Origin of the sequence: Pseudomonas sp. PHC1 (assembly GCF_046487845.1) — a bacterium.
Lineage (GTDB): Bacteria > Pseudomonadota > Gammaproteobacteria > Pseudomonadales > Pseudomonadaceae > Aquipseudomonas > Aquipseudomonas sputi.
Genome location: NZ_JBJXHJ010000012.1, coordinates 74,375 through 97,035 on the forward strand (window position 1 = coordinate 74,375; position 22,661 = coordinate 97,035).

At 60.9% G+C, this 22,661-nt stretch carries 18 protein-coding genes and 1 pseudogene; 6 read left to right on the forward strand and 13 right to left on the reverse strand.

Translation table 11 applies throughout. From position 1 onward, the window contains the following. Positions 1-21: 21 nt before the first annotated feature. Complete coding sequence (locus tag ACKJSM_RS16810; protein WP_410238329.1) at positions 22-2,655, forward strand: excinuclease ABC subunit A; 2,634 nt, start codon at positions 22-24, stop codon at positions 2,653-2,655. 51 nt (positions 2,656-2,706) lie between these two features. Here ACKJSM_RS16810 and ACKJSM_RS16815 read toward each other — a convergent pair whose 3' ends face one another. The 7 genes from ACKJSM_RS16815 to ACKJSM_RS16845 form a co-directional block, all read right to left on the reverse strand. Then, positions 2,707-4,650, reverse strand: coding sequence for a response regulator (locus ACKJSM_RS16815; protein ID WP_410238330.1), 1,944 nt, complete (start codon positions 4,648-4,650; stop codon positions 2,707-2,709). Next, the gene (locus tag ACKJSM_RS16820) at positions 4,640-5,515 is read right to left on the reverse strand and encodes a sensor histidine kinase (protein WP_236179010.1); all 876 of its coding nucleotides are present in this window, start codon (positions 5,513-5,515) and stop codon (positions 4,640-4,642) included. The genes ACKJSM_RS16815 and ACKJSM_RS16820 overlap by 11 nt, the downstream gene beginning before the upstream one ends. Continuing rightward, positions 5,508-6,518, reverse strand: a complete 1,011-nt coding sequence (locus ACKJSM_RS16825) for an ATP-binding protein (protein WP_236179646.1) — start codon at positions 6,516-6,518, stop codon at positions 5,508-5,510. The genes ACKJSM_RS16820 and ACKJSM_RS16825 overlap by 8 nt, the downstream gene beginning before the upstream one ends. Beyond that, complete coding sequence (locus tag ACKJSM_RS16830; protein ID WP_039768856.1) at positions 6,515-6,919, reverse strand: anti-sigma regulatory factor; 405 nt, start codon at positions 6,917-6,919, stop codon at positions 6,515-6,517. Before ACKJSM_RS16830 ends, ACKJSM_RS16825 begins: the two co-directional genes overlap by 4 nt. Next, a complete protein-coding gene (locus ACKJSM_RS16835; protein WP_410238331.1) occupies positions 6,916-7,278 on the reverse strand; it encodes an STAS domain-containing protein in 363 nt (120 codons plus the stop codon). The genes ACKJSM_RS16830 and ACKJSM_RS16835 overlap by 4 nt, the downstream gene beginning before the upstream one ends. Positions 7,279-7,281: 3 nt before the next feature. Continuing rightward, positions 7,282-8,133 (reverse strand): STAS domain-containing protein, encoded by an 852-nt coding sequence (locus ACKJSM_RS16840; protein ID WP_410238332.1) that lies wholly within the window; start codon positions 8,131-8,133, stop codon positions 7,282-7,284. Positions 8,134-8,373: 240 nt separating this feature from the next. After that, the gene (locus ACKJSM_RS16845) at positions 8,374-8,895 is read right to left on the reverse strand and encodes a DUF4142 domain-containing protein (protein WP_339487706.1); all 522 of its coding nucleotides are present in this window, start codon (positions 8,893-8,895) and stop codon (positions 8,374-8,376) included. Between the two features lie 205 nt (positions 8,896-9,100). Here ACKJSM_RS16845 and ACKJSM_RS16850 point away from each other — a divergent pair, with 205 nt between their 5' ends. Then, entirely contained in the window at positions 9,101-9,343 is a 243-nt protein-coding gene (locus ACKJSM_RS16850; RefSeq protein ID WP_039768852.1) for a YdcH family protein, read from the forward strand. Positions 9,344-9,452: 109 nt separating this feature from the next. Continuing rightward, the gene (locus ACKJSM_RS16855; RefSeq protein ID WP_236179014.1) at positions 9,453-9,620 is read left to right on the forward strand and encodes a hypothetical protein; all 168 of its coding nucleotides are present in this window, start codon (positions 9,453-9,455) and stop codon (positions 9,618-9,620) included. 46 nt (positions 9,621-9,666) lie between these two features. Here ACKJSM_RS16855 and ACKJSM_RS16860 read toward each other — a convergent pair whose 3' ends face one another. The 4 genes from ACKJSM_RS16860 to ACKJSM_RS16875 form a co-directional block, all read right to left on the reverse strand. Continuing rightward, complete coding sequence (locus ACKJSM_RS16860) at positions 9,667-10,683, reverse strand: SMP-30/gluconolactonase/LRE family protein (protein WP_236179654.1); 1,017 nt, start codon at positions 10,681-10,683, stop codon at positions 9,667-9,669. Between the two features lie 56 nt (positions 10,684-10,739). Continuing rightward, positions 10,740-11,885 carry a sterol desaturase family protein gene (locus tag ACKJSM_RS16865; RefSeq protein ID WP_236179015.1) on the reverse strand — a complete coding sequence of 382 codons (1,146 nt, stop codon included), beginning with the start codon at positions 11,883-11,885 and terminating at the stop codon, positions 10,740-10,742. Between the two features lie 109 nt (positions 11,886-11,994). Next, complete coding sequence (locus ACKJSM_RS16870; RefSeq protein WP_236179016.1) at positions 11,995-12,858, reverse strand: LysR family transcriptional regulator; 864 nt, start codon at positions 12,856-12,858, stop codon at positions 11,995-11,997. A gap of 60 nt (positions 12,859-12,918) precedes the next feature. Next, positions 12,919-14,637: a hydrogenase maturation protein gene (locus ACKJSM_RS16875; protein WP_339487694.1), complete on the reverse strand. Its 1,719-nt coding sequence runs from the start codon at positions 14,635-14,637 to the stop codon at positions 12,919-12,921. 269 nt (positions 14,638-14,906) lie between these two features. Between ACKJSM_RS16875 and ACKJSM_RS16880 the strand changes: the two are divergent. Next, positions 14,907-15,177 (forward strand): annotated as a pseudogene (locus tag ACKJSM_RS16880) (microcin ABC transporter ATP-binding protein); the annotation flags it as partial. A gap of 97 nt (positions 15,178-15,274) precedes the next feature. On the opposite strand, the gene ACKJSM_RS16885 reads toward ACKJSM_RS16880, so the two are convergent. Then, a complete protein-coding gene (locus ACKJSM_RS16885; RefSeq protein WP_007959502.1) occupies positions 15,275-15,592 on the reverse strand; it encodes an SCP2 sterol-binding domain-containing protein in 318 nt (105 codons plus the stop codon). A 48-nt stretch (positions 15,593-15,640) separates the two neighbouring features. After that, a complete protein-coding gene (locus tag ACKJSM_RS16890; RefSeq protein WP_410238333.1) occupies positions 15,641-16,351 on the reverse strand; it encodes a histidine phosphatase family protein in 711 nt (236 codons plus the stop codon). 206 nt (positions 16,352-16,557) lie between these two features. Between ACKJSM_RS16890 and sohB the strand changes: the two genes are divergently transcribed. Together sohB and ACKJSM_RS16900 are read left to right on the forward strand one after the other, a co-directional pair. Next, positions 16,558-17,580, forward strand: a complete 1,023-nt coding sequence (gene sohB / locus ACKJSM_RS16895; protein WP_236179019.1) for a protease SohB — start codon at positions 16,558-16,560, stop codon at positions 17,578-17,580. Between the two features lie 194 nt (positions 17,581-17,774). Continuing rightward, positions 17,775-22,652, forward strand: coding sequence for a dermonecrotic toxin domain-containing protein (locus ACKJSM_RS16900; protein WP_410238334.1), 4,878 nt, complete (start codon positions 17,775-17,777; stop codon positions 22,650-22,652). The last annotated feature ends 9 nt before the right edge of the window (positions 22,653-22,661 follow it).

Consider the following 22,661-nt stretch of genomic DNA (forward strand, 5'->3'; position numbering starts at 1 on the left):
TCCCCTGACCAAGGCTGGCCGATGACTTCCAAGCGCAGCTCCAGTTCCGCCGCCGGCATGGTTCGCGTGCGCGGCGCCCGTGAACACAATCTGAAGAACGTTGATGTCGATATCCCCCGTGACGCGCTGGTGGTGTTCACCGGGGTGTCGGGCTCGGGCAAGTCGTCGCTAGCGTTTTCGACGCTGTATGCCGAGGCCCAGCGGCGCTATTTCGAATCGGTGGCGCCTTATGCGCGGCGGCTGATCGATCAGGTCGGGGTGCCGGACGTCGATTCCATCGAAGGCCTGCCGCCGGCCGTGGCCCTGCAGCAACAGCGCGGCACGCCGAGCACGCGCTCGTCGGTGGGCAGCGTGACCACGCTGTCGAGCCTGATCCGCATGCTGTACTCGCGCGCCGGCAGCTATCCGCCGGGTCAGCCGATGCTGTATGCCGAGGATTTTTCACCGAACACGCCGCAAGGCGCGTGCCCGCAATGCCATGGACTGGGCCGGGTCTACGAGGTCACCGAGGCGTTGATGGTGCCGGATCCGAATCTGACCATCCGCCAGCGTGCCGTGGCCTCCTGGCCGCTGGCCTGGCAGGGGCAGAACCTGCGCGACATCCTGGTGACCATGGGCATTGACGTCGATATCCCGTGGCGCAAGCTGCCGAAAAAGCAGCGCGACTGGATCTTGTTCACCGAGGAAACGCCAACGGTGCCGGTGTACGCCGGGCTGACGCCGGAAGAAACCCGCGTCGCCCTCAAGCGCAACATGGAACCGAGTTATCAAGGCACCTTCACTGGCGCCCGGCGCTACATCCTGCACACGTTTACCCATTCGCAAAGTGCGCTGATGAAGAAGCGCGTTTCGCAGTTCATGATCGGCAGCCTGTGCCCGTTGTGCGATGGCAAGCGCCTCAAGCGCGAGGCGCTGTCGGTGACGTTTGCCGGGCATGACATCGGCGAGTTGTCGCGGATGCCGCTGCTGCAAGTCGCCGAAGTCTTGAAACCGGTGGCGGACGCGAGTTGGCTGGAACACGCCGATGAAAGCGGTGAAACCCTGACCCACAGCCAGACCCGCGAGGCCCGCCAGCAGCGCGTGGCCCACGGCGCCAGCGGCCACGCCAACGCGCCGGACGTGCGCCATACGCCGAACCTGTCGCTGGAAAAGCGCCTGGCCGCCCAGCGCATTGCCGAGGACTTGCTGGAGCGTGTCAGCACCCTGACTGATCTCGGCCTCGGTTATCTGGCCCTGGAGCGCAGCACGCCGACCCTGTCGTCCGGCGAATTGCAACGCCTGCGACTGGCCACTCAATTGGGCTCGCAATTGTTCGGCGTGATCTACGTGCTCGACGAGCCCTCCGCCGGCCTGCACCCGGCTGACGGCGAGGCGCTGTTCGAGGCCTTGCAGCGTCTGAAAGCCGACGGCAACAGCGTGTTTGTGGTCGAGCACGATCTGGATACCATGCGCCGCGCCGACTGGCTGATCGACGTCGGCCCGGCGGCCGGTGAAAAGGGCGGGCAGATTCTTTACAGCGGTCCGCCGTCGGGGCTGGCGGCGATCGAACACTCCCAGACCCGCGCCTATCTGTTCGCCGAACAGCAACGCTCCACACGCGCCGCGCGCAAACCGTCGGGGTGGCTGAAGCTCGACGGCGTCACCCGCAACAATCTGAATAACCTCAGCGCCGAATTTCCACTGGGCTGTTTCACCTCGGTCACCGGCGTCTCCGGTTCAGGCAAATCCAGTCTGGTCAGCCAGGCGCTGCTGGAACTGGTCGGCGCGCAGCTCGGGCGCAGCGTCAGTGACGCCGAGCCGGAAGAGCTCAATCTGGAAGACGATACCCCGTCTGCCAGCACCGGCCAGGTCAGCGCCGGGCTGGAGTCGATCAAGCGTCTGGTGCAGGTCGATCAGAAACCCATCGGCCGCACGCCGCGTTCGAATCTGGCGACCTACACCGGGTTGTTCGACAACGTGCGCAAGCTGTTTGCCGCCACCGTCGAGGCGAAAGCGGCGGGTTACGACGCCGGGCAGTTTTCCTTCAACGTCGCCAAGGGGCGCTGCCCGACCTGCGAAGGCGAGGGGTTTGTCAGTGTCGAATTGCTGTTCATGCCCAGCGTTTATGCGCCGTGCCCGACTTGCCACGGTGCGCGTTACAACCCCGAGACCCTGGCCATCCTCTGGCAGGGCTTGAGCATCGCGCAGGTGCTGCAACTGACGGTGGACGAAGCGGTGACGGTGTTTGCCGAGCAACCGGCGATCCGCCGTTCGCTGGAGGTATTGCGCGACATCGGCCTCGGTTATCTGCGCCTCGGGCAACCGGCGACCGAGTTGTCCGGCGGCGAAGCCCAGCGGATCAAACTGGCCACCGAACTGCAACGCAACCAGCGCGGCGCGACGTTGTATGTGCTCGACGAGCCCACCACCGGGTTGCATCCGCGAGACGTCGACCGCTTATTGGAGCAACTGGACAATCTGGTGAGCGCAGGGCACACGGTGATCGTGGTCGAGCATGAAATGCGCGTGGTGGCGCAGAGCGACTGGGTGATCGACATCGGTCCGGGCGCGGGGGATGAGGGCGGCAGGATCGTCGTGGCCGGGACGCCGCAGAAAGTGGCGGCGAGCAAAAAGAGCCGGACTGCGCCGTTTCTCGCCCGTGCCTTGAACCGATAACGGCGTCGCCTGGGCGGGCCTCATCGCGGGCTTGCCCGCGATGGCGGTGTATCAGGCGCCGTCGAGCGTGCGACGGACTTTGTCGAGTAGTTCGCGGATCTGGAACGGCTTGACCAGCATCTCCATGCCGGCCCCGAGGAACACCTGCCGGTTGATCGCGGTTTCCGCGTAACCGGTCATGAACAGGATCGGCAGCGCTTCGCGCCAGCCCCGCGCAACGTCCGCCAGTTCACGGCCGGTCATGCGTGGCAGGCCGACGTCGGTCAGCAGCAGGTCGATCGACGAGTCGTTCTGCAAACGCTCCAGCGCCGTTTCGATATCGGCGGCCTGGGTGCAGCGGTAACCGGCGTCTTCCAGCACTTCGGTGACGAACAGGCGCACCGCCGGCATGTCTTCGACGATCAACACATGTTCGCCCGAGCCTTGCGGATCAATGGTCACCGGGGCCACATCGACAGCGGTCGGATCGCTGGTGGCCGGCAGCATGATCGTCACTTCGGTGCCGCGTCGCGCCACGCTGCGGATGTGCGCATCGCCACCGGATTGACGGGCGAAACCGTAGATCGTCGACAGCCCCAGCCCGGTGCCCTGGCCCAGCGGTTTGGTGGTGAAAAACGGCTCGAACACCTTATCGATGACGCTGTGCTCGATGCCGGTACCGTCATCGCGCACCGATAGCGCCACATAGGAACCATCGGCGAGGTTCGGGTCGCCGTGGGAATACGCCGCGTACGTGCTGACCCAGATATTGCCGCCCCGTGGCAATGCGTCCCGGGCATTGATCACCAGGTTGAGCACTGCGCTTTCCAGCTGGATCGGATCGACCAGCGCGATGGCCGGTTTGGTGGTCATCTCGAGCTTGAGGGCGATGCGTTCGCCGATGGTGCGCACCAGCAATTCTTCGAGCGAGCGCACATGCTTGTTGATGTCTACCGGACGGGTGTCGAGCGGTTGCTGACGGGCAAAAGCGAGCAGGCGATGGGTGAGCGAGGCCGCGCTCATCGCCGAGTTCAGCGCCGCTTCGGCATAGAACTGGACCTTGTCCGGGCGGGCATCGGCCATGCGTTTCTGGATCAGTTCGAGGCTGGTGATGATCCCGGTCAGCAGGTTGTTGAAGTCATGGGCGATGCCGCCGGTGAGTTTGCCCAGCGCATCCATTTTCTGCACTTGCAGCAGTTGCGATTCGGCACGCACCCGGTCGGCGACTTCCTTGGCCAGTTGCGTGGTGGTGTCGTCCAGCCGCGCCAGGTGCGAGCGTTCGCGTTGACGGTGTTCGGTGACGTCTTCGACGAACACCAGGCTCAGCTTCGGGGTGCGGTAGGGTGAAATCTGCCACTCGGTTTCGCGGATTTCGCCCTGCACGCGCATGTTCAGCGTGCCTTTCCAGCGCTCGCCATCCACCAGGCGCAGGCGCAATTCCTGAAGAATCGCACCTTGGTCGTCAGCGAAACACGCGCTGAGGGTCTGGGCGTCGCGGTTGTCCTGGATCAGTTGGGAGAAGGCGTGATTGCATTCGTGGACCTTGAGGTCGGCGTCGAGTACCGCGATGGGCGCCGAGACATTGACGAAGATCTCGCGAAAGCGCGCCTCGCTTTCACGCAAGGCGTTTTCCGTGTCGCGCACCCGCAGCAGGGTGCGCAGCGTGGCCAGCAATACGTCCGGGTCCACCGGGTGAATTAGGTAGGCATCGGCACCGGCATCAAGTCCGGTGATGATGTCGCCGGTCTGGATCGACGCGGCCGACACGTGGATCACCGGGAGCAGGGCGGTGCGGGAGTCGGCGCGCAGTTGGCGGACGATGTCGAAGCCGCTCATGTCCGGCAGATTGACGTCGAGAATCAACGCGTCGAGCTTCTCACTGGCGATCAATGCCAGGCCTTCGCCACCGGTACCGGCCTCTAACACCTCATAGCCGTGGCGTTCCAGCCGCCGGCGCAAGGCGTAACGGGTGGCGACGTTGTCGTCGACAATCAACAGACGGATGTCATGTTTCATCGACACTCTCCTGGGCGATCGCCAATGGAATGATCACGAAAAAGCACGAACCCACGCTCGGGGTGCTCTGGACGCCGACCTCGCCACCGAGCAGTTCGGCGAAGCGTTTGCACAGGGACAATCCGAGCCCGGTGCCGCGCAGGCGTTTTTGCAAAGGAGAGTCAACCTGTGAAAAGTCCTCGAACAACGTGCCGTGCAGTTCGGGGGCGATGCCGATGCCGGTGTCGCTGACGGCGAACCGCACCTTGTCCTCACCTTCAAGGCGCGCCGAGATCCGGACTTCGCCACGGGTGGTGAATTTCAGCGAGTTGGAAATGAAGTTGCGCAGGATCTGCGCCAGCTTCTTGTCGTCGGTGTAGAGACGCGGCAGGCCTACCGGTTCTTCGAAAATCAAGTCCACCGCCGTGGCGTCGACAATCGGCCGGAACATCCCGCGCAGCGCCGCAAACAGGTCGAACATGTCGAACCACGCCGCAGAAATGCTGATGCGCCCGGCCTCGATCTTCGCCAGGTCGAGCAGGTCATCGACCATGTCGCTGAGCTCCCGGGCGGCGCTGCTGACGAAGGCCACCTGCTTGTGCTGCTCGGGGCTCAGCGGGCCGTCGAGTTCGTCGGCCAACAGGCTGTTGATGCTCAGGATCGAGCCCAGCGGTGTGCGGAATTCGTGGCTCATGTACGACAGGAAACGGCTTTTCAGGTCGGATGCCTGACGCAGTTGTTCGGCCTGGGTGTCGAGTTCGGCGTACAGCGCCAGCACGCCCTGATTGGTTTCGTCGAGCTCTTCGCGCAGTGCCGCGGTTTCGCTTTGCAACTGGGCGATCAGCGCTGCCTGCTCGGTGCTGTTCAAGATTGGGGACTCAGCCATGGGCGGCCTCCAGGGCAACGACCAGCACCGTTACATCGTCGCGGCCGCGACAGAAGTCACGGTGCAGGACGGTGGCTATCACGGCGGGATGGCGATGCACCAGACCGGGGTAGTCTTGAAGGTTCCAACGGGACTGCAAGCCATCGCTGTACATGATCAATAGATGTCCGTTCACGTGAGCATAGTCAAAGGGCTGGGCTTTTCGGTACTGGCCGCCGACGATCCCCGGGTGCGAGGCCAGTCCGCGTGACTTGTCGGAGGCGATCAGGCTGGCACCGATGTTGCCGACACCGGTGAACGACAGACTGGCACGGCCGGCGTGAAACTGCGCGAATGCCACTGCGCCGCCCCGGCTCCCGATCATCTCGCGGTGCATGTCTTCCATCAGCAGCGTCGGCGCACCGAACGGATTCAGCGCGAAGGCCTTTTCTCCGCCGCGAGCCGCACGCTCGGCGTCCTCGCCATGGCCCAGTCCGTCGACTATCAGAGCGCTGACATCGGCGCCATGCGTCGCCAGATGCCAGACATCGCCGCAGGCCGGATCGTTGTGCAGCGAGTGCTGGCTGACACCATAGGGCATATCCATTTGCCGGTCGCTGCGCGGGTATAAACGAGCCAGCAGAACCGCGCCACGATGGTCGGCAAAAACATCAAAGACATCGGCCTGGCGTGCCACGGCGCCCAGGCCGATGCCCTGAGTACCGCCGGTGGAAAAGCCATCGGCCATGCACGCATCCAGATCAAAGCCCTGGGCACGGTCGACCGCAATCAGCTCGATGCCGGCATCGCCCTGACGGGGCAACAGGCGCAGGTGAAGTTCGCCGTGGCCGGCATGTTTGAGCACATTGCTCGCCAGTTCCGTGGCCACCAGCGCCACACGCCCGGCATCGCTTTCGCCAAAACCGTGCTGCTCGGCCAGACGCTGGGCTGTACGCCGGGCATGGCCGATCTGGCTGCTGTCCTCGATCACCAACACCTGGGTCAATGTCCCGCTGATGTTCATGTCCATCGGGTGATCGTTATGCGAGTGCCTTTGCCGGGCTCGGTGTCCAGTTCGAATTCGTCCACCAGGCGCTTGGCTCCGGTCAGGCCCAGGCCCAGACCGCTGCCGGAGGTCCAGCCGTCGGTCATCGCCAGTTTGATGTCGGGAATACCCGGGCCTTCATCGCGAAAAGTCAGGCGCAGGCCGACCTTGTGGTTGTCATCGAGGATCTGCCAGTCCATGTCACCGCCACCGCCATACACCATGGTGTTGCGCGCCAGCTCGCTGACGGCGGTCACCAGTTTGGTCAGGTCGATCAGGCGCATGCCGCATTCGGTGGCCAGTTTGCGCGCCTGTTGCCGGGCGAGCACCACGTCCTGCTCGATATTGATCGGTTGGGTACCGCTGCTGCGCACGGTCATTGCTGGCGTACTCGTTCCTGCAGCAGTTTCATGCCGCGCTCGACGTTCAGCGCGGTGCTGACGCCTGGCAGGTACAGACCGAGCTCCACCAGGGTAATGGCAACCGCCGGCTGCATGCCGACGAGCATGGTTTCGGCATCCATGATTTTCGACAGGCCGGAAATGGTGCCGATCATCCGGCCAATGAACGAATCGACCATGTCCAGCGCCGAGATGTCGATCAGCACCCCGCGCGCGGAGGTCTTGCTGATGCGCTCGGACAGATCGTCCTGCAGGGTGAGGGCGAGTTGGTCGTGCATGTCGACCTGGATGGTCACCAGTAGGTACTCACCCATCTGAAGAATCGGGATACGTTCCATTGTTCAGACCGTCTTGCTGAGGGTGATGCCCAGACGGGTCAGGGCCAGCTTCAGTGCGTCGGCCAGATTGGCTTTGGTGACCACGCCTTGCAGGTCGAGGCCCAGATGCACGATGGTCTGGGCAATCTGCGGACGCACGCCGCTGATGATGCAGTCGGCGCCCATCAGACGGATCGCGGTCACGGTCTTGAGCAGGTGTTGGGCGACCAGCGTGTCGACGGTCGGCACGCCGGTGATGTCGATGATGGCGATTTCCGAGCCGGTGTCGACGATGCGTTGCAGCAGCGATTCCATGACCACTTGGGTGCGTTGTGAATCGAGGGTGCCGATCATCGGCAGTGCAAGCACGCCATCCCACAGCTTGACCACCGGGGTGGACAGCTCCAGCAATTCTTCCTGCTGGCGCTTGATCACTGCTTCACGGGATTTCTGGAACGTGCGAATGGTGTACAGACCGAAGGCATCGAACAGCTCGGAGACTTCCCACAGCTGTTCGGCGAGCAGAGCGGGCTGATCCTGATAATGGTTTTGCAGCAAGGCGAACAGCGGGCCCTTGAGCGAGAAAATGAAGCTGGCGGTCTGCTGCGAATCCTGACCGAGCTGGGCGCGGCTATGGGAGAGTTTTTCGAGGAACTGGCGCATGCCTTCCCAGCCCGGCGCGGCGATGTTGGTGCCGCTGTCGTTTTCCAGGCCACTGACCACCAGTTGCAGGAATTCGCCGGTCTGTTGCTGTATGTCGTGTTCTTTGAGGTTGCGGGTAGCACCGCTGGCTTGCAGTCCGTTGATCCATTCGCCCAGCAGTTGAACCTGATTGTTTTTCATCGCATTGAGTGTGCTGTTCTGCAGTGCTGCCATGTGCCTGTTGCTCCATTGCGAATTGGGGGCCGGTTCTTGGGAAAATGACCGGCGCGAAGTGAATGACCGTGGCCGTTCGAAATAGTTGTTCGTTCCCGCGAGGATATTTTTGATCTGCCGCAAGCAACGCACCGGTAACTCTAGTCGGCGTGGCCGGGAGTGCTGATTTTTTGCCTGCAACAAAGCCCCAACGCAAAGAGGCCGCGTCCAATGGAGGCGGCCTCTTGGCGTACCTGGCGGTTACTTGCTGGGGTGTTTGGCCTGCAGCTCTTTGGCGGCGGCCAAGTGTTTTTCCAGACCCGGCAACATTTTCTGTGCAAAGGCTTTGAGTTCGGTGGCGCCTTTGACTTTGTCGTCGGTCACGGTGTTGGCTTGCTTCTTGAACAGCTCGATGGTGTCTTCGTGAGCCTTGACCTGATTGTTGGCATAGGCGGCATCGAAGGACTCATCGCGCATGTCGAGGATTTTCTCCTTGGCCTGCTTGATCAGCGTCGTGGTGTCCGGTACCTCGATGTCATTGGCCTTGGCAATTGTGGCCAGTTCATCGTTGGCCTTGCCATGGTCGGTGATCATCATGTTGGCGAACGCCTTGATATCGGCCGATTGGCTCTTCTCCAATGCCAGGCGGCTGGTTTCGATTTCGGCGATGCCGCCGGCCGCTGCGTTATCGACGAAGTCGTTGTCGGTAGCGGCGAAAGCCGAGCCCATGCCCGTGCTCAGGGCGACAGCCAGAAAAAGGTGACGCAGTTTGAATCCGTCCATTGGTGTTTCTCCACGCAGGTTTTTGTGAGCGTTATTCAATGGAGGGAGTTCGCCGACCAAAGGTTTTATCGCATTTGCGAAAGGGCGACGAACGGACACCGCTGGTCTGACAGGTGGTCGACAGAAGTGGCCAACCGAGGCCATTCTGATACTTGGCCAGCGCAATCGGTCGCGTTGGCTGCCGATCAACTGACGGAGGTGTTCCATGCCGGTGACCCATGATCTGTTACAGGACTTGAAACTTACAAAGGAAGAGATCCAGCAACGACGCACCGCGGATCCACATCTGGATGCACTGATCAACAAGTATTCCCAGGCGGACGCCGAAGTCGTCAAGGCCGAGACGGCGACCTCGGATGCGCCCAGTGACGACACATTGAAGAAACTCAAAGAGAAACGCCTGCAGGTCAAAGACAAGATCGTCGAGCAATTGCAGGCTCGATCCTGACCGTCAGTCGCGCCGCCGGCCTGCGGTGGTGAATTGACTGGAACGACAGCCCCGACCGGCACCTCGAATGTTCAGAGTCTTCAGCCATCGATGCTCTACGAGGTGCCTTATGAACAAGCCAAAGTTTCCCAGTGAAGAGCAGGGCGCATTTGACCCGGTTCCCACGCATCCCGAGCCGAACAGTCCGGCGCATACCGTGGGTAATCCTGAAGAACGCGAGAGCGAAGAAGTGCCGGAGGACGAAGACCCGGACAAGTTCGATCGATCCAGCAACTGACAATTCGCTATCGCTGGCACGTCGACTCAATTCAAACTCCATGGTCTTACTTCAAGGCGGCCTCCAGCGGCATACGTGCCATGTGCGTCGCCTTCAGCGAGCCGAAATACAACCAGTCGCCATACTCGCGCACCGTGGTGATCGGCGAGTAATTGCCGGCGCTGGCATCCTGCAGATTGGCAATCACCTTGCCATCCAGATCCAGCCCCAGCACGAACCCGCGTTTCTCTACCGGTTTGGGCAGCACGGTCATCGCCCGCACGATCATTTTGCGTACGAACGGGTGTCCAGCGGTGCGGTCGAGCAGCGGATTGCGTGGCGTGTACAACGCTACCCAGAAGCGATCCCGACCATTGAACGCCAGGTTGTCCGGCAGCCCCGGCAGGTTGTCGATGAACAGATCGTGAGTGCCGGCCTTGGGCCCGGTCAGCCAATAGCGGCTGATGCGGTAGGCGCCGGTTTCGTTGACCAGCACATAGGCGTCCTCAGGGCCAAGGGTCACGCCGTTGGCGAACTCCAGCTTGTCCAGCAATACGCTGGTTTTTCCGGTCTGGAAGTCGTAACGCAGCAGGCGCCCGTCGCCGCCATGCTCGATGATCGCTTCGCCATCGTGGCCGTAACCCCAGCGACTGGAGGCATCGCTGAAGTAGGCGTAATGCCCGGACTTGTCGATGGCTACGTCATCGGTAAACCCGAACGGCAGGCCATTGGCTTCGGTGGTCAGCGCCACCAGTCGCCCCTGCGCGTCGAGAGACAACAAGCCCTTGACCGCGTCGGCGATCACCAGCAAACCGTTGGGATGTCGCGCCAGCCCCAGCGGCCGGCCGCCGGTATCGGCCAGCACCGTGCGCTGCTGGCCGTCGAGGCTGGTGCGCAGCAGACGTCCGTCGTGCAGGCCGGTGATCAGAAAGTCGTTTTCCAGCAGCAGTGCTTCCGGGCCTTCGATATCGCTCGGCCCGACCTGCGCCGCGCCCTTGAGTCGCTGGTTGTCAGCGTACTGGCCTTCGGTCAGCGAGGGCGCCGGTTGCGGCGTCCAGGCCACGGGCTCGACCTTGGTCGGCATCACCAGCAAAAAGGCCAGAAGCCCGACAACCGGCAGCAACACCAGATAACGCCATCTCACACGTGGGCTCCCGCGAGTGCCAAGTGCCGGGTGGCCATGTCGCGCAGGGCCAGCATCGACGTTGCCGATTCGCGCTCGATGCGACGTTTGAGCAGCAAGTGGTTGGCGATGCGCAGGCCGATGCCCTCGAACCGATAATCGAGGGTGCGCACGAACCGCGTGGCCGCGTTGTGCGTTGAACATTCATAGGTCAGCTGCAACGACAGACCCTGATCGCCCTGGGCCCGGGCGCACCAGCGCCGGCCGGGCAGGTACTCGGTGACCTCCCAGCGCAAATGCCCCTCGCGCCCACCGGCGTGGATGTCCTCGTCGAATCGCGCACCGGCATGCAACGCCCCGCTCGGGCCGTCGATCTTCAGCGAAGACGGATGCCACTCCGGCCAGCGACTGACGGTGGCGGCGTAGGCGAGGACGGCGATCGGATCACCGGCAATGTCGACTGTGTGCTGCATGCGGGTCATGGGGGTTCTCGAGTCGGTCACATGGGCGGTTTCCGGCTCCCAGTAGAGGGTGCCGAACAGGTAGTCCATCAGCGGAAAAACGATATTGAAATTACGCTCCTGCATGCGCTCGCGACGGTGATGCAGCTCGTGCAGACGGCGCATCTGGCGGATCCAGGGCAGGCGGGTCAGCGGGTTCTGCGGCGGCAGATGCTCGCAGGCGTGAAACACTTCATAAGTCAGGTAGCCGAACACCATGCAGCCACCGAACAGCCCGGCGACGTTGCTGTTGACCTGCGCGAACAGCCACCACAAGGGCAGGGTGATCGCCAGCGTGTGCAGCACGATCAGCCAGGCCGGAAACAGGATCACCCGCCAGTCGCGGGCGCCGTCGTAGGTCATGTGGCCGGGGGTGAAAAAGCTGTGATGATCGCCGGCATGCCGGGCGTAGAACATCCGCGCGAAGCTCTTTTTGTGGTGGCCGAGGTGGCGGTGCACCATGTACACGCCGAAATTGAAGAACAGCAAGGTCAGCGGCACGGTCAGCCATTCCAGCGGTTGCACCTGATGCACGCTGCTCCAGAACGCGCCGATGGCCAGCACGCCGAACAGCAGCACGAATGCGCCGTGCAGCCACGGGTTGTAGCGGGGATGGATCGCCGCCCGGTAGCGGCTGCGAAAAGCCTCGGTGGTCTGCCTCACTGCGCTCACCTGCAGATATTGTTGTTATCCCGGCAGCGTAGCCGATCCCGCCGTTTGTGCAGCGGCAACCTTCAGGTCACAAGTGCCATGCTCCGGTGTATGGCGGGCGTCAGCTCAACGGGTTCCAGCGCTGCGACCAGTCGTCATCGGCCCGGATCACCTCGCGCAGCAGATCGAACGCCTGTTGCAGGATTGCCGAATCGCGGTCGCGGGAGTAGACGAGGTAGGTCGGGTAGCCGAATTCCGGGGCTTTGGTCACCGGCTCGAGCGCGCCGCTTTCCAGATAGGTGCGCACGACCCGGGTACGGAAATAACCGCTGCCGCCGTTCTCCAGGATGTATTGCAGGGCCAGCGGGCCGAGGTTGAAACTCAGGGCAGCCTTGGCCTTTTCCGGCAGCGCGGCGTCGTGCTGGCGGCGGAAATCCGGGCCCCAGTCGATGTAGACGTAGGGTGAAGGGCGGCCGGGCGTGGTCACCAGAATCAGTTTCTCCTCCAGCACCTGCTCGACCTGCAGCCCCGGCCAGTATTCCGGCTGATAGACCAGTGCTGCATCGAGCACCCCCAGTTCGAGCTGGCGCAGCAGGTTTTCGCCGTCGCGGATGTCCATGCGCAGGGCGTGACCGGGGATTTTCTCGCGCAGTTCGGCAGCCCAACTCAGCATCAGCGGGTTGCACAGGCTGACCTCGCCGCCGATGTGCAGCACGTTGTGATAGCCCTCGGGCAAGGGCAGATCGCGCCTCGCCGCTTCCCAGGTCTGCACCAGCTGATTGGCGTAGACCACAAAGGCCTCACCGTTGGCGGTCAGCCGCGCACCGGCCCGGTTGCGCACGAACAGCGTGCTGCCCAACTGGCTTTCGAGTTTCTGGACCCGGGCGGTAATCGCCGTTTGCGTGACGAACAGTTTCTCGGCCGCCGCGGCGAGACTGCCGTGGCGGACGATTTCCAGAAAGGTGCGGGCGAGGTCGATGTCCATGGGCGGGCCGGTGTCTGAGGTGCCCGCATTGTAAGGGTAGCCTCGGGACCGCGTCATTGTTCAATCAGCCACTGCGACTTCACGCACCCGAGCCCAATCCTCCACCAACCGCGCCGGCGTGCAGCAGGTCTTGCGCTTGTACACGAAGTTGCGGCACTTCTCGGCGAACTGATTGCGGTTGTACAGCATGTCTTCCTGCATCTCTTGCAGCTCGGCCTCACGGCATTGGCGGATCAGCACATGATCGACCCGCAGCTTGCGTTCGCGCACCGGCGCATAAGTCGGATCGCTCAGCACGCTGTTGGCCCGTTGCAGCAGCCATAGCGAGAACTCGTCCGGGCAGCGCGGGCCGATTTCCTGGACCATGCCCAGTTGCAGCGCCTGCGCAGCGCTGACCGGCAGACAGGCCTGGGTCAGTTGTTCGGCCATGGCCGGGCCGACAGCACGGGGCAAGCTGTAGGTCCAGTATTCCGAGCCGTACAGGCCCATGCTTTTGTAGTGCGGGTTGAGCACGATGTCGGCGCGGGCAAGCACGATATCGGCGGCCAGCGCCAGCATCACACCGCCGGCGCCGGCATTGCCGGTGACCCCGCTGACCACCAGTTGCCGTGCGCTGAGCAATTCTTCACATACGTCATCGATGGCCTGGATATTGGCCCAGGCTTCGGCGCCCGGATCTTCGGCGGCCTGAATCACGTTCAGATGCACGCCATTGGAAAAACTGCCGCGTCCACCCTTGATCAACAACACCTGAGTGTCACGGGATTTGGCCCAGCGCAGCGCCTCGACCATGCGCCGGCATTGCTCGGTGCTCATGGCGCCGTTGTAGAACTCCAGTGTCAGTTCGCCGACCTGTCCGGATTCACGATAACGGATCGGTTGATACGGTTCGTCGCTGAACGGCGCGTTGGCAATCGACCAGTCCAGCACCGGCACGTGCGCCAGTTGCCCCGCCAGCACATGCCGCGCCGGACGCTTGAAGGTTTCCTCGCCCGGTTGCGGTTTGCGTCGCAGCGAGCCGATCCACAGGCTGTGGTCACCGGTCGCCACCAACACCGCGTCGTCGTGCACCGCGAGAATTTCGCCGGGCATGCCGGTGCGCTGATCGAGGTGTGCGTCGTACACGTAATACTGCCCGCCGGCGAGGCTGGCCAGTACGCCGGGCTGACCGTCCGCCGCATCGATGCAGCGCTTGATGAAGCGCGAGCAGTCGTGCCAGCTGAAGGTGCGGTCGTCCTGTTTCATGTTTGGCTGCAAACGCCCGCGCACTTTCGGATCGTTGTAATCCAGCGCTACCGGCACGAAGCCGTCGATGAATTTCTCCACCACTTCACGGATACAACGGATCGCCGCATCACTGACCCGGCCGTTGTACAGCTCGGATTTGCGCAAGCCTGTCGGCAGGTTGAATTCGCAGGTGGCCCAGACCGGGCCGGCGTCCATTTCTTCCACTGCTTGCAGGGCCGTCACGCCCCAGGACGGCAGCTCGCGCATGATGGCCCAGTCCAGTGCGCTGGCACCGCGATCACCGACGATGCCCGGGTGGATGATCACCACCGGACGTTGCGGGTTGCTCCACAGTGCATGGGGAACGCGGTCCTTGAGGAACGGGCAGATCACCAGGTCAGCGCCGCTGTTTTCGATCTGTTCGCACACGGCGGATTCGTCGGTGAACAGCACCACGCTGGGCGAGTGCCCGGCCTGACGCAGTTCCAGCCACGCGCGCTGGGTCAGGCCGTTGAACGCCGACGACAAAAGAATGATGTTGAGTGATCGCATGATTGCTCGTCCTTGAAAGGTCAGCCGCAGGCTCCCGTGAGCCTTCCGTGGCTATCGATGGAGGCGCAAGGTTAGAGACTGACGTGGCCGGCGCCACTGATCGAGATCAACGTTGTGTCAGCCAATGTTGCCGTGGCGACGAGGTGCCTTATTCTCGAATGTATCGCTGATACTGATTTTTTATTACTTCAAATGTATCCGGCGCTATTGCCCAGTCGCTTCCCTGATCATGGCGTCGACGTCAACTTCAAGGGCGGCACGGGGGGGGGCAGGGCCCGTTCGGCAGCCTCACCCCCGCGCTTGTGCGTGCAGCAGATCATTACCGAGGGTTTGCAGGTGCACAGTGACTTGAGTGCGCAAGCGCAAGCAGGCGCTGATTGATGTATTGAAGGAAGTCGGGCTCGACCCGGCGACGCGCCATTGTTATTCCCACGGGTTTTCCGGCGGGTAACGGCGTTGGTTCTGAAGCCGGATCTGATTCTGCTCGATGAGCCAATCTCGGCGCTGGATCGTACGGTGCTGGCAAGGTTGAGCAGCTTGGGCACTGAGCGACCCGATCTTTTCAAATCGTAAAAAAAATCCCGTTACAAGTACGGGATTTTTTTCAGACAGGCTCCGCAATATCGGAGCCGCGGTCTTACGCAGGGAACAGCTCGGACAGTTTCATCGACAGCATCATGTCGCCTTCAACGCGCAGCTTGCCGCCCATGAAAGCCTGCATGCCGTCGGTTTCGCCGCTGACGATACCTTTGAGGGTTTCGCTGTCCAGCACCAGCGTGCAGTTGGCATCCGGGTTTTCGCCTTCCTGGATGTCGCAGGTGCCGTCTTTGACGATCAGGGCGTATTGCTTGTCTTCGTCAGTGATGTTGAAACCGAAGACCAGATCCAGACCGGCAGCGGCGGCTGGGTTGAACTTGGCTTGCATTGCTTTTACGGCATCAGCTACGGAGGTCATGGTTCGATCCTTTTTGGTTGATTACAGCAGGGTCACAGTAATCCGGACTCAGCGAAACGTGATGAGTTCCGGGGCCTTCAGCAGCTGCAGGTGTGCATGACTGTTGAAGGAAGCCAGCGCCACCTCGCGACCGCGGAACTTCAGCTGGTTGAGCGAGGTGTTGACGATTTGCCAGTTCAGTTCAAAGGCCTGCCGGGCAGGCATTTGAGTGATGAGGTGGAGCAGGGCGGTGATCGTGCCACCGGAGGTGAACACCGCGATTTTCTGAGTGTTGTCGGCTTGTTCGAGGATTCGGTGCAACCCGGCCTGGACCCGCTCGACGAAACCCAGCCAGCTTTCCAGGCCAGGTGTGTCGTAAGTGCCGGCCAGCCAGCGTTCGATGATCAGAGCGAAGATGCGCTGGAACTCGCCACGGTTTTGCGCAGCGTTGCGCAGGATGTCCAGGGCTTCGGGCTCTTCCGGCAACATGGCCGGGAGCAGGGCGCGGATCACGGCGTCGGCATCGAACTCGTTGAAGGCCGAATCGATCTCCAGAGCGGGAACCGGCAGGCCGACCGAAGCGAACTGTTCCAGCGCGCTGTTGGCCGTATGTTGCTGGCGACGCAAGTCGCCCGACAGGCAGCGGTCGAAGCTGATTCCGAGTTCGGCGAGGTGGCGGCCGAGGATTTCTGCCTGGCGTACACCGGTCGGCGACAGGACGTCATAGTCGTCTGCACCGAAGGAGGCCTGGCCATGTCGAATCAAGTAGATGCTGCCCACGTCCGCGTCATCCCGGTACGTTGAAGGTTGTGGCGAGGTTATGGGGATGACGGTGAGCTGTCAATGAAAAAACATACGCTTGTTTGAAATGCCCGTTCCAGCCTTGTTGCCAGAGGTTTCACGGCTGGCCGACGGACTGGTGCATGGGTATGCTGGAGCCAATTCCCGCGTGTGTTCACGACCGCGCATCGTTTGAAGGAGTGACTGTGGAGTTTTTGACTGAATACGCCAGTTTTCTGGCCAAGACCGTTACGCTGGTCATCGCCATTCTGGTGGTGCTGGCCAGTTTTGCTGCGTTGCGCAGCAAGGGCCGGCGCAAATCCGCGGGCCAGTTGCAGGTCAGCAAGCTCAACGATTTCTATAAAGGCCTGCGTGAACGCCTGGAGCAGACCCTGCTCGACAAGGATCAGCTCAAGGCCTTGCGCAAGGGCCAGGCCAAATCCGAGAAGAAACAGAAGAAGAAACCCGATGCCAAGCCACGGGTGTTCGTGCTGGACTTCGACGGCGACATCAAGGCCTCGGCCACCGAAAGCCTGCGCCACGAAATCACCGCGTTGCTGACCCTGGCCACACCGAAAGACGAAGTGGTCCTGCGTCTGGAAAGCGGCGGCGGCATGGTGCACAGCTACGGTCTGGCTTCGTCGCAACTGGCGCGCGTTCGTGAGGCTGGTGTGCCGTTGACAGTGTGCATCGACAAGGTCGCGGCCAGCGGCGGCTACATGATGGCCTGCATCGGCGAGAAGATCATCAGTGCGCCGTTCGCCATCCTCGGTTCGATTGGTGTGGTGGCGCAGTTGCCCAACGTCAACCGCCTGCTGAAAAAGCATGACATCGATTTTGAAGTGCTGACCGCTGGCGAGTACAAACGCACGCTGACCGTCTTCGGTGAAAACACCGAAAAAGGCCGGGAGAAATTCCAGGAAGACCTGGACATCACCCACCAGCTGTTCAAGAACTTCGTCGCCCGTTATCGCCCACAGTTGGCAATTGACGAGGTCGCCACCGGTGAAGTCTGGCTGGGCATCGCAGCACTGGACAAGCAACTGGTCGATGAACTCAAGACCAGTGACGAATACCTGGCCGAGCGCGCCAAACAGTCCGAGGTTTATCATCTGCATTACGCCGAGCGCAAAAGTCTGCAGGAACGCATCGGCATGGCGGCCAGCGGTTCGGTGGATCGTGTTTTGCTGAACTGGTGGAGCCGCTTGACCCAGCAACGCTTCTGGTAGGCATTGCGCACGCTCGTGGGGTTTTCATCCCGCGAGCGTGCTGCATTTTTCATCCGCGGACAGTGCGGTATATAGATGTATTAAACTTTGATAATTTTGATTTTTTGGGTGGGGAAAACATCAACTAATCGTACTGTATTGAACGACATTTCGACTTTATTCTGATTGTCCACTTCAGAAAAAAGTTGTTAAACATGGATGTTGAAAGAACCAAGTCAAGTTTGCCCGTCATGACACCGGCTCAACAGGGTGTCTTCTTTGGGTTGTATAAAAAACAGATGCCTTCCTGGTTGCTTAAAGCTTCAGAGCCTGCCCGGAATGAACTCTATGAAAGTCTGAAAAACAGTTTCAGGTCGCGTCATTTCGCGCTGGAGCAACTGCGCACGTTGAAATCCCCGCACAGCTTCTGCACGCCACTGCTGGCCAGTGCGATGGCTGAGAAACTGGGCGAGCCCTTTGAAGTTGAAGGGGCCATTTTTCAGCATGTGCGTTCTACATCAAGCTTGCTGGGGCTGCACAGGAAACTGGTGTTGCCGATTGATCGGGACCTGCTGACGGCAGCTTGCGAAAACTTCGAACTGTCTGAAACCCTGGCCAGTAATTATCACGAGAGGTCTCTTTTATACATTCCGAAACGGGTGACGGGGCGCGCCAATCAGGTATTAACGATGCAACCTCACGAGTTTGCCAGGTTGTGTCGCTATCTTGACCTTGGTAAACAATATCAAAAACATGTTGAAGCGCTTTTTGGTGGCGACGATCAAGTCGCAAGTTTGCAGGAAACCTCTGTAGCGTATTCAAAAGATCAGTTTGATGTGGATCGGCATATCGCCCGGCTGCGTGGCCACATCAGTCTCGAAGTCTTCCAGATGCTCGAGTCGGTGCGAGACAAGGCATCGCTGATCAAGCTTGGTAACAACGCACTCGGATATCAAAATCTCGAGATGCTCGGCGTGACACTCAGAGGTCCCATGTTCATCGGCCCGGTCAGCGAGCATGCGGACGACGATTATCGTTGCGTAATCTATATCCCTGGCGATCCTGTTCACCCATTGAAAGAATACGTGTCGTTTCAGAATTTCGAATTCGAGTTGAGCGGGCGCCTGCGCAATCCCGAATTTCGCAATTTTTTCTTGCGCTTCATTTCGATGAAGGATCGTTCGCTGTTCCTCACCGGGCTGGATTTACGGCTCTTGAAAGCCCGATCGGGTCAACTCCCCGTATCTGCAACTTATCTGCATCTGACAGGCATCGATCTTGAAGGCGATGCAAAACAGGATCTGTTTCTGGCGATTTTTCAACACCGTGCGGCGCAGGTCAGGGCTGACACTCGTCTTCTGGTGGTGCCCACGGATGACGAAGACGAAAAAACCCGGCTGGCGCGGCTGGATACGTATAAGGCCATTGGGCTGAATACGGCTCTGTTCGTTATTTCCTGCGTACCGCTTTTGGGGCAAGTCATGTGTGCCGTCGCCGGTCTGCAGTTGCTTGGCGAGATCTACGAAGGTATCGACAGTTGGGCCCATGGCGACCAGGAGCATGCCGCTGACTGTCTGTTCGATACTCTCGAAAATCTGATTCTCATGGCGGGTTTTGCTGCCGGCGGGGTTGCCGCAGGCAAGGCTTATCGAGTGGTACGCTCGTCGAATTTCATTAAGGGCCTGCGCCGTGTACGGGTCGATGCGCGGTCGTATCGGCTATGGAATCCGGACATGAGCGCTTATCGTCAGCACAAGTCTCTGCCGAGCAGTCTGTCTACCGACGCACAAGGACTGGTCTGGCGTGGAAACGAAGGCTATGTGTCCCTGGGCCCTGACGCTTACGCGGTACGTCCGGTGAGTGGCACACGTCTATGGGAGGTACACAATCCCGTTTTACCCAAACGTTATTCCCCCGTGCTTGAGACCAATGGAGCGGGTGCCTGGCGGCACGATTCGGAACTGCCTCACGAATGGAGTTCGCTGACGCTGTTCCGTCGTCTGGGATTTCAGGAAGCGAAGATTCCGGATGCTCGCGCCCTGCAGATCATCGCGGCCAGCAATATCGACGAGACCGCCATGCGCCAGCTATTTGTCGAACGCGGCAAGCCAATGGCGGCCCTGACGGATACGGTCAGACGTTTTCGCGCGGATACCGAAGTCACGGCGTTCATGAAGCAGATGGCTGCTCCTGCCACTGCGCCGCAGGCCGATGCGGATCTGCAGTTGTACTTGCTGACGGAGACAGCGCGCTGGCCGCGGGACATGGCGATTGTCGTGACGGACATCACCGCTAACGAAGTGATGCGCTATGGCGGAACCAAGGGTGCCCGCGAGGTGAAAATCAATGAAGACCTGCTGAGCAACGGGCAGTTTTACCCACCGCTGCTGGCAGCACTGAACGACAGTGAACGTTCACACTTGCTGGGCTCGACCACCGTGGAACCGAAGAATCAAAGCGCGCTGCTTGGCAAACATATTGCCGCCCTGGCGCCGCGCATGCGCATGGCGATGATGGACCGGTTGTTTCGGCGCACCGATGTCTGCGAGTTATCCAGGGGGGAGCCCATCATCAAGGCATTCCCCGGGCTGTCGGCCAGTGTCGCTGACGAGTTGGCCTATCATGCCGACGCGCATGAATGGGAGCAGCTTGATGCCGATACCGTTCCGCTGCGTCTGGCAGAAGAGGCGCGGCGCTATCGGCAGATCCAGCGCCTGAACCGGGCATACGAGGGCTTGTACCTGGACGCGGCGAGCGGCCGTGATGCGGATATGCTGGTGCTCGATACGTTGACGCATTTGCCTGGCTGGCCCGGCGATGTGTTGATCGAGATACTTGATTGGGCTGTGTATGCCGATCAGCGAGCCATTGCAGGTCCCGATGGCGCCGAGCATCAGGTATTGCTCGAAGCGTATGCCGAACGCTATCAGGGTCTGGATTCAAGTAGTCATGTCGTTTCCAGCCAACCTGAACGTACGCGGGCGAATTTCTTCCAGACCTTGTGGCAAAGCCTTCCTGAACACGCGCGCAAAGCCCTCGGCGTCGATGCGGATCCGGACGGAACGGGCTTGAGAGCAAAAATCACCGCGTTGGCACTGCAACGACGTGAGGCATTCGCAAAAGTGCTGGGTGTCGAGGCTTTGCGCGACGACTATCGATCGCCGATGGGGCTGGCGGATCGACAGGCCGAGCAACCCGTCGCGTACGCCATGCCCGTTCAAGGTTTGGTGCCAAAAAAATCGCCAGTGCTGATTCGACGCGCTCTCGAACTCTACCCCTCGCCCTCGATGCAGATTGATCGATTTGTTTCGACACTGAACGTTGACGATGTATTGGCCATCAGAACCCTTGAGGTCATGCGAGAGGAATACCGGACAATCCTGGGGACGCTGGAACGCTGGATTCAGCGCGATACCTGGTACCACGATCGCGAAGGCGTGAGGCTCAAGGTGTCGTCCCGCAGTAAAACCCGGGCGGCACAGGCCATTCTGCGAGCGTGGCGCAAGGAAACCCGTACGCCGGGACATTCCGCTGAGGGGCTTTACAGCCTGACCTTCGATGCGGCGCCACTGGGTGACCTTCCCGTGATCATTGGTGACTTCGCGCATGTGACGGCATTGCGCATGAATGGCGTAGGTGCCAGCGCCGGGTTAAATGCCTTCCTGCGCAACTTTACCCGTTTGCGAGTGCTGGATCTGTCTGGCAACGAGCTGACGCGCATTCCCCAGGCGGTTGCGGACATGCCGGGTCTCACGGGGCTTGATCTGAGCAACAACCAGATTCTCTTGAACGAACAATCTGCACAGGCGCTTGGCAGCAAAGCGCATTTGCGTTCACTGGACCTGAGCCTGAACAAGGCGTTGGGTCAGGTACCCGTGGTCAGTGCGATGCGCAACTTGCGCCATCTGGACCTGCACGACACGGGCATCACTCAGTGGCCGGCGGGTATCGATGGGCTGACTCACCTGGAAACCCTGGATCTGCGCAACAACAAAATCGTGGAAGTTCCGGCGTCCGTGTTCAAGTCGCGTGCAGTGCTCAATCGTGGCACCCACATCGATGGCAATCCGTTGTCCGCGAACAGCCTGCAGGCCATTGCCGATTATCAGCGAGCGCAAGGTATCAGCCTGGGGGTCATCACTCCCGAATACCTCGCCGCGCAGCGGCCGGAGCGTGATGTGCAAGGTGGTGGCTGGATCAGAGGTCTGTCTTCCGTGCAGATAAGTCGGGCAACCGAAGTCTTGTTGTCGCTGTCGGCCAATCCGGATTCACGGGCATTTTTCGACATGCTCACGCAATTGCGGGGGACGGCTGACTATTTCCGTGTCCGCGCTCAGCTTGGCCAGCGGGTCTGGGATGTGCTGGAGGCCGCCTGTGAAGACGATCGGCTGCGTCGTGTGCTCTTTCGCATGGCCAGAGAAGGGCGCGCGAGTGCCGCCAATGTATCCTTGTTGTTCAGCGACCTGGAGGTCAGGGTGCTGTGTTACAGGGCCGCGGCGGTCGCGCGTACCGGTAGTGCGACGCTTGAGCGCGATCTTGTTCGTCTGTTGCGCGGATTGTTTCGATTGCAGGAACTGGAAAGCCAGGTCGTGCGGGAAAACGCGCGTCGCGCCCGGACAGAATCGTTGAGCCTGATCCAGGCGCAGGATATCAGTCTGATTTACCGGGTACGACTGGCGGGACGTCTGCAACTGCCTGCGCAACCCACCGAGCTGAATGTGCGGCTGGATGCCGAGGTCACCGACGAGCAGATCGACAAGGCGTATCTGGAGGTGGTCAAGGCCGAAAACTCCTCGCGATTGTCCGACTCGATCAGTCGGCAGGAATTCTGGGCCGAGTATTTGTTGACGAGTCGTCGGGATGCGTTCGCCGAGATTCTGGATCGCAGTGCACGGGCTTTTGCCCTGTTGGAGTCGCAGGTCAGTCTGTCTCGCGAAGCCGCCGCACAGCAAATGACGACAATTCACGACAACTTCAGAAATGAAAGCCTGGAGTTACGCAAGCAACTGACCGATGCGGCACTGGCACGCCATCCGGGGCTGCCCTTGCCGGTTACGTCAGGGCCCAACAGATTGGGAATGAAGTCGGTCTGAACAAGGAGC

Bases quoted from the DNA above. Each gene is read 5' to 3' on its own strand.
- ACKJSM_RS16810 (WP_410238329.1), top strand. From the start codon at position 22: ATGACTTCCAAGCGCAGCTCCAGTTCCGCCGCCGGCATGGTTCGCGTG.
- ACKJSM_RS16815 (WP_410238330.1), bottom strand. From the start codon at position 4,650: ATGAAACATGACATCCGTCTGTTGATTGTCGACGACAACGTCGCCACC.
- ACKJSM_RS16820 (WP_236179010.1), bottom strand. From the start codon at position 5,515: ATGGCTGAGTCCCCAATCTTGAACAGCACCGAGCAGGCAGCGCTGATC.
- ACKJSM_RS16825 (WP_236179646.1), bottom strand. From the start codon at position 6,518: ATGAACATCAGCGGGACATTGACCCAGGTGTTGGTGATCGAGGACAGC.
- ACKJSM_RS16830 (WP_039768856.1), bottom strand. From the start codon at position 6,919: ATGACCGTGCGCAGCAGCGGTACCCAACCGATCAATATCGAGCAGGAC.
- ACKJSM_RS16835 (WP_410238331.1), bottom strand. From the start codon at position 7,278: ATGGAACGTATCCCGATTCTTCAGATGGGTGAGTACCTACTGGTGACC.
- ACKJSM_RS16840 (WP_410238332.1), bottom strand. From the start codon at position 8,133: ATGGCAGCACTGCAGAACAGCACACTCAATGCGATGAAAAACAATCAG.
- ACKJSM_RS16845 (WP_339487706.1), bottom strand. From the start codon at position 8,895: ATGGACGGATTCAAACTGCGTCACCTTTTTCTGGCTGTCGCCCTGAGC.
- ACKJSM_RS16850 (WP_039768852.1), top strand. From the start codon at position 9,101: ATGCCGGTGACCCATGATCTGTTACAGGACTTGAAACTTACAAAGGAA.
- ACKJSM_RS16855 (WP_236179014.1), top strand. From the start codon at position 9,453: ATGAACAAGCCAAAGTTTCCCAGTGAAGAGCAGGGCGCATTTGACCCG.
- ACKJSM_RS16860 (WP_236179654.1), bottom strand. From the start codon at position 10,683: ATGCCGACCAAGGTCGAGCCCGTGGCCTGGACGCCGCAACCGGCGCCC.
- ACKJSM_RS16870 (WP_236179016.1), bottom strand. From the start codon at position 12,858: ATGGACATCGACCTCGCCCGCACCTTTCTGGAAATCGTCCGCCACGGC.
- ACKJSM_RS16875 (WP_339487694.1), bottom strand. From the start codon at position 14,637: ATGCGATCACTCAACATCATTCTTTTGTCGTCGGCGTTCAACGGCCTG.
- ACKJSM_RS16885 (WP_007959502.1), bottom strand. From the start codon at position 15,592: ATGACCTCCGTAGCTGATGCCGTAAAAGCAATGCAAGCCAAGTTCAAC.
- ACKJSM_RS16900 (WP_410238334.1), top strand. From the start codon at position 17,775: ATGGATGTTGAAAGAACCAAGTCAAGTTTGCCCGTCATGACACCGGCT.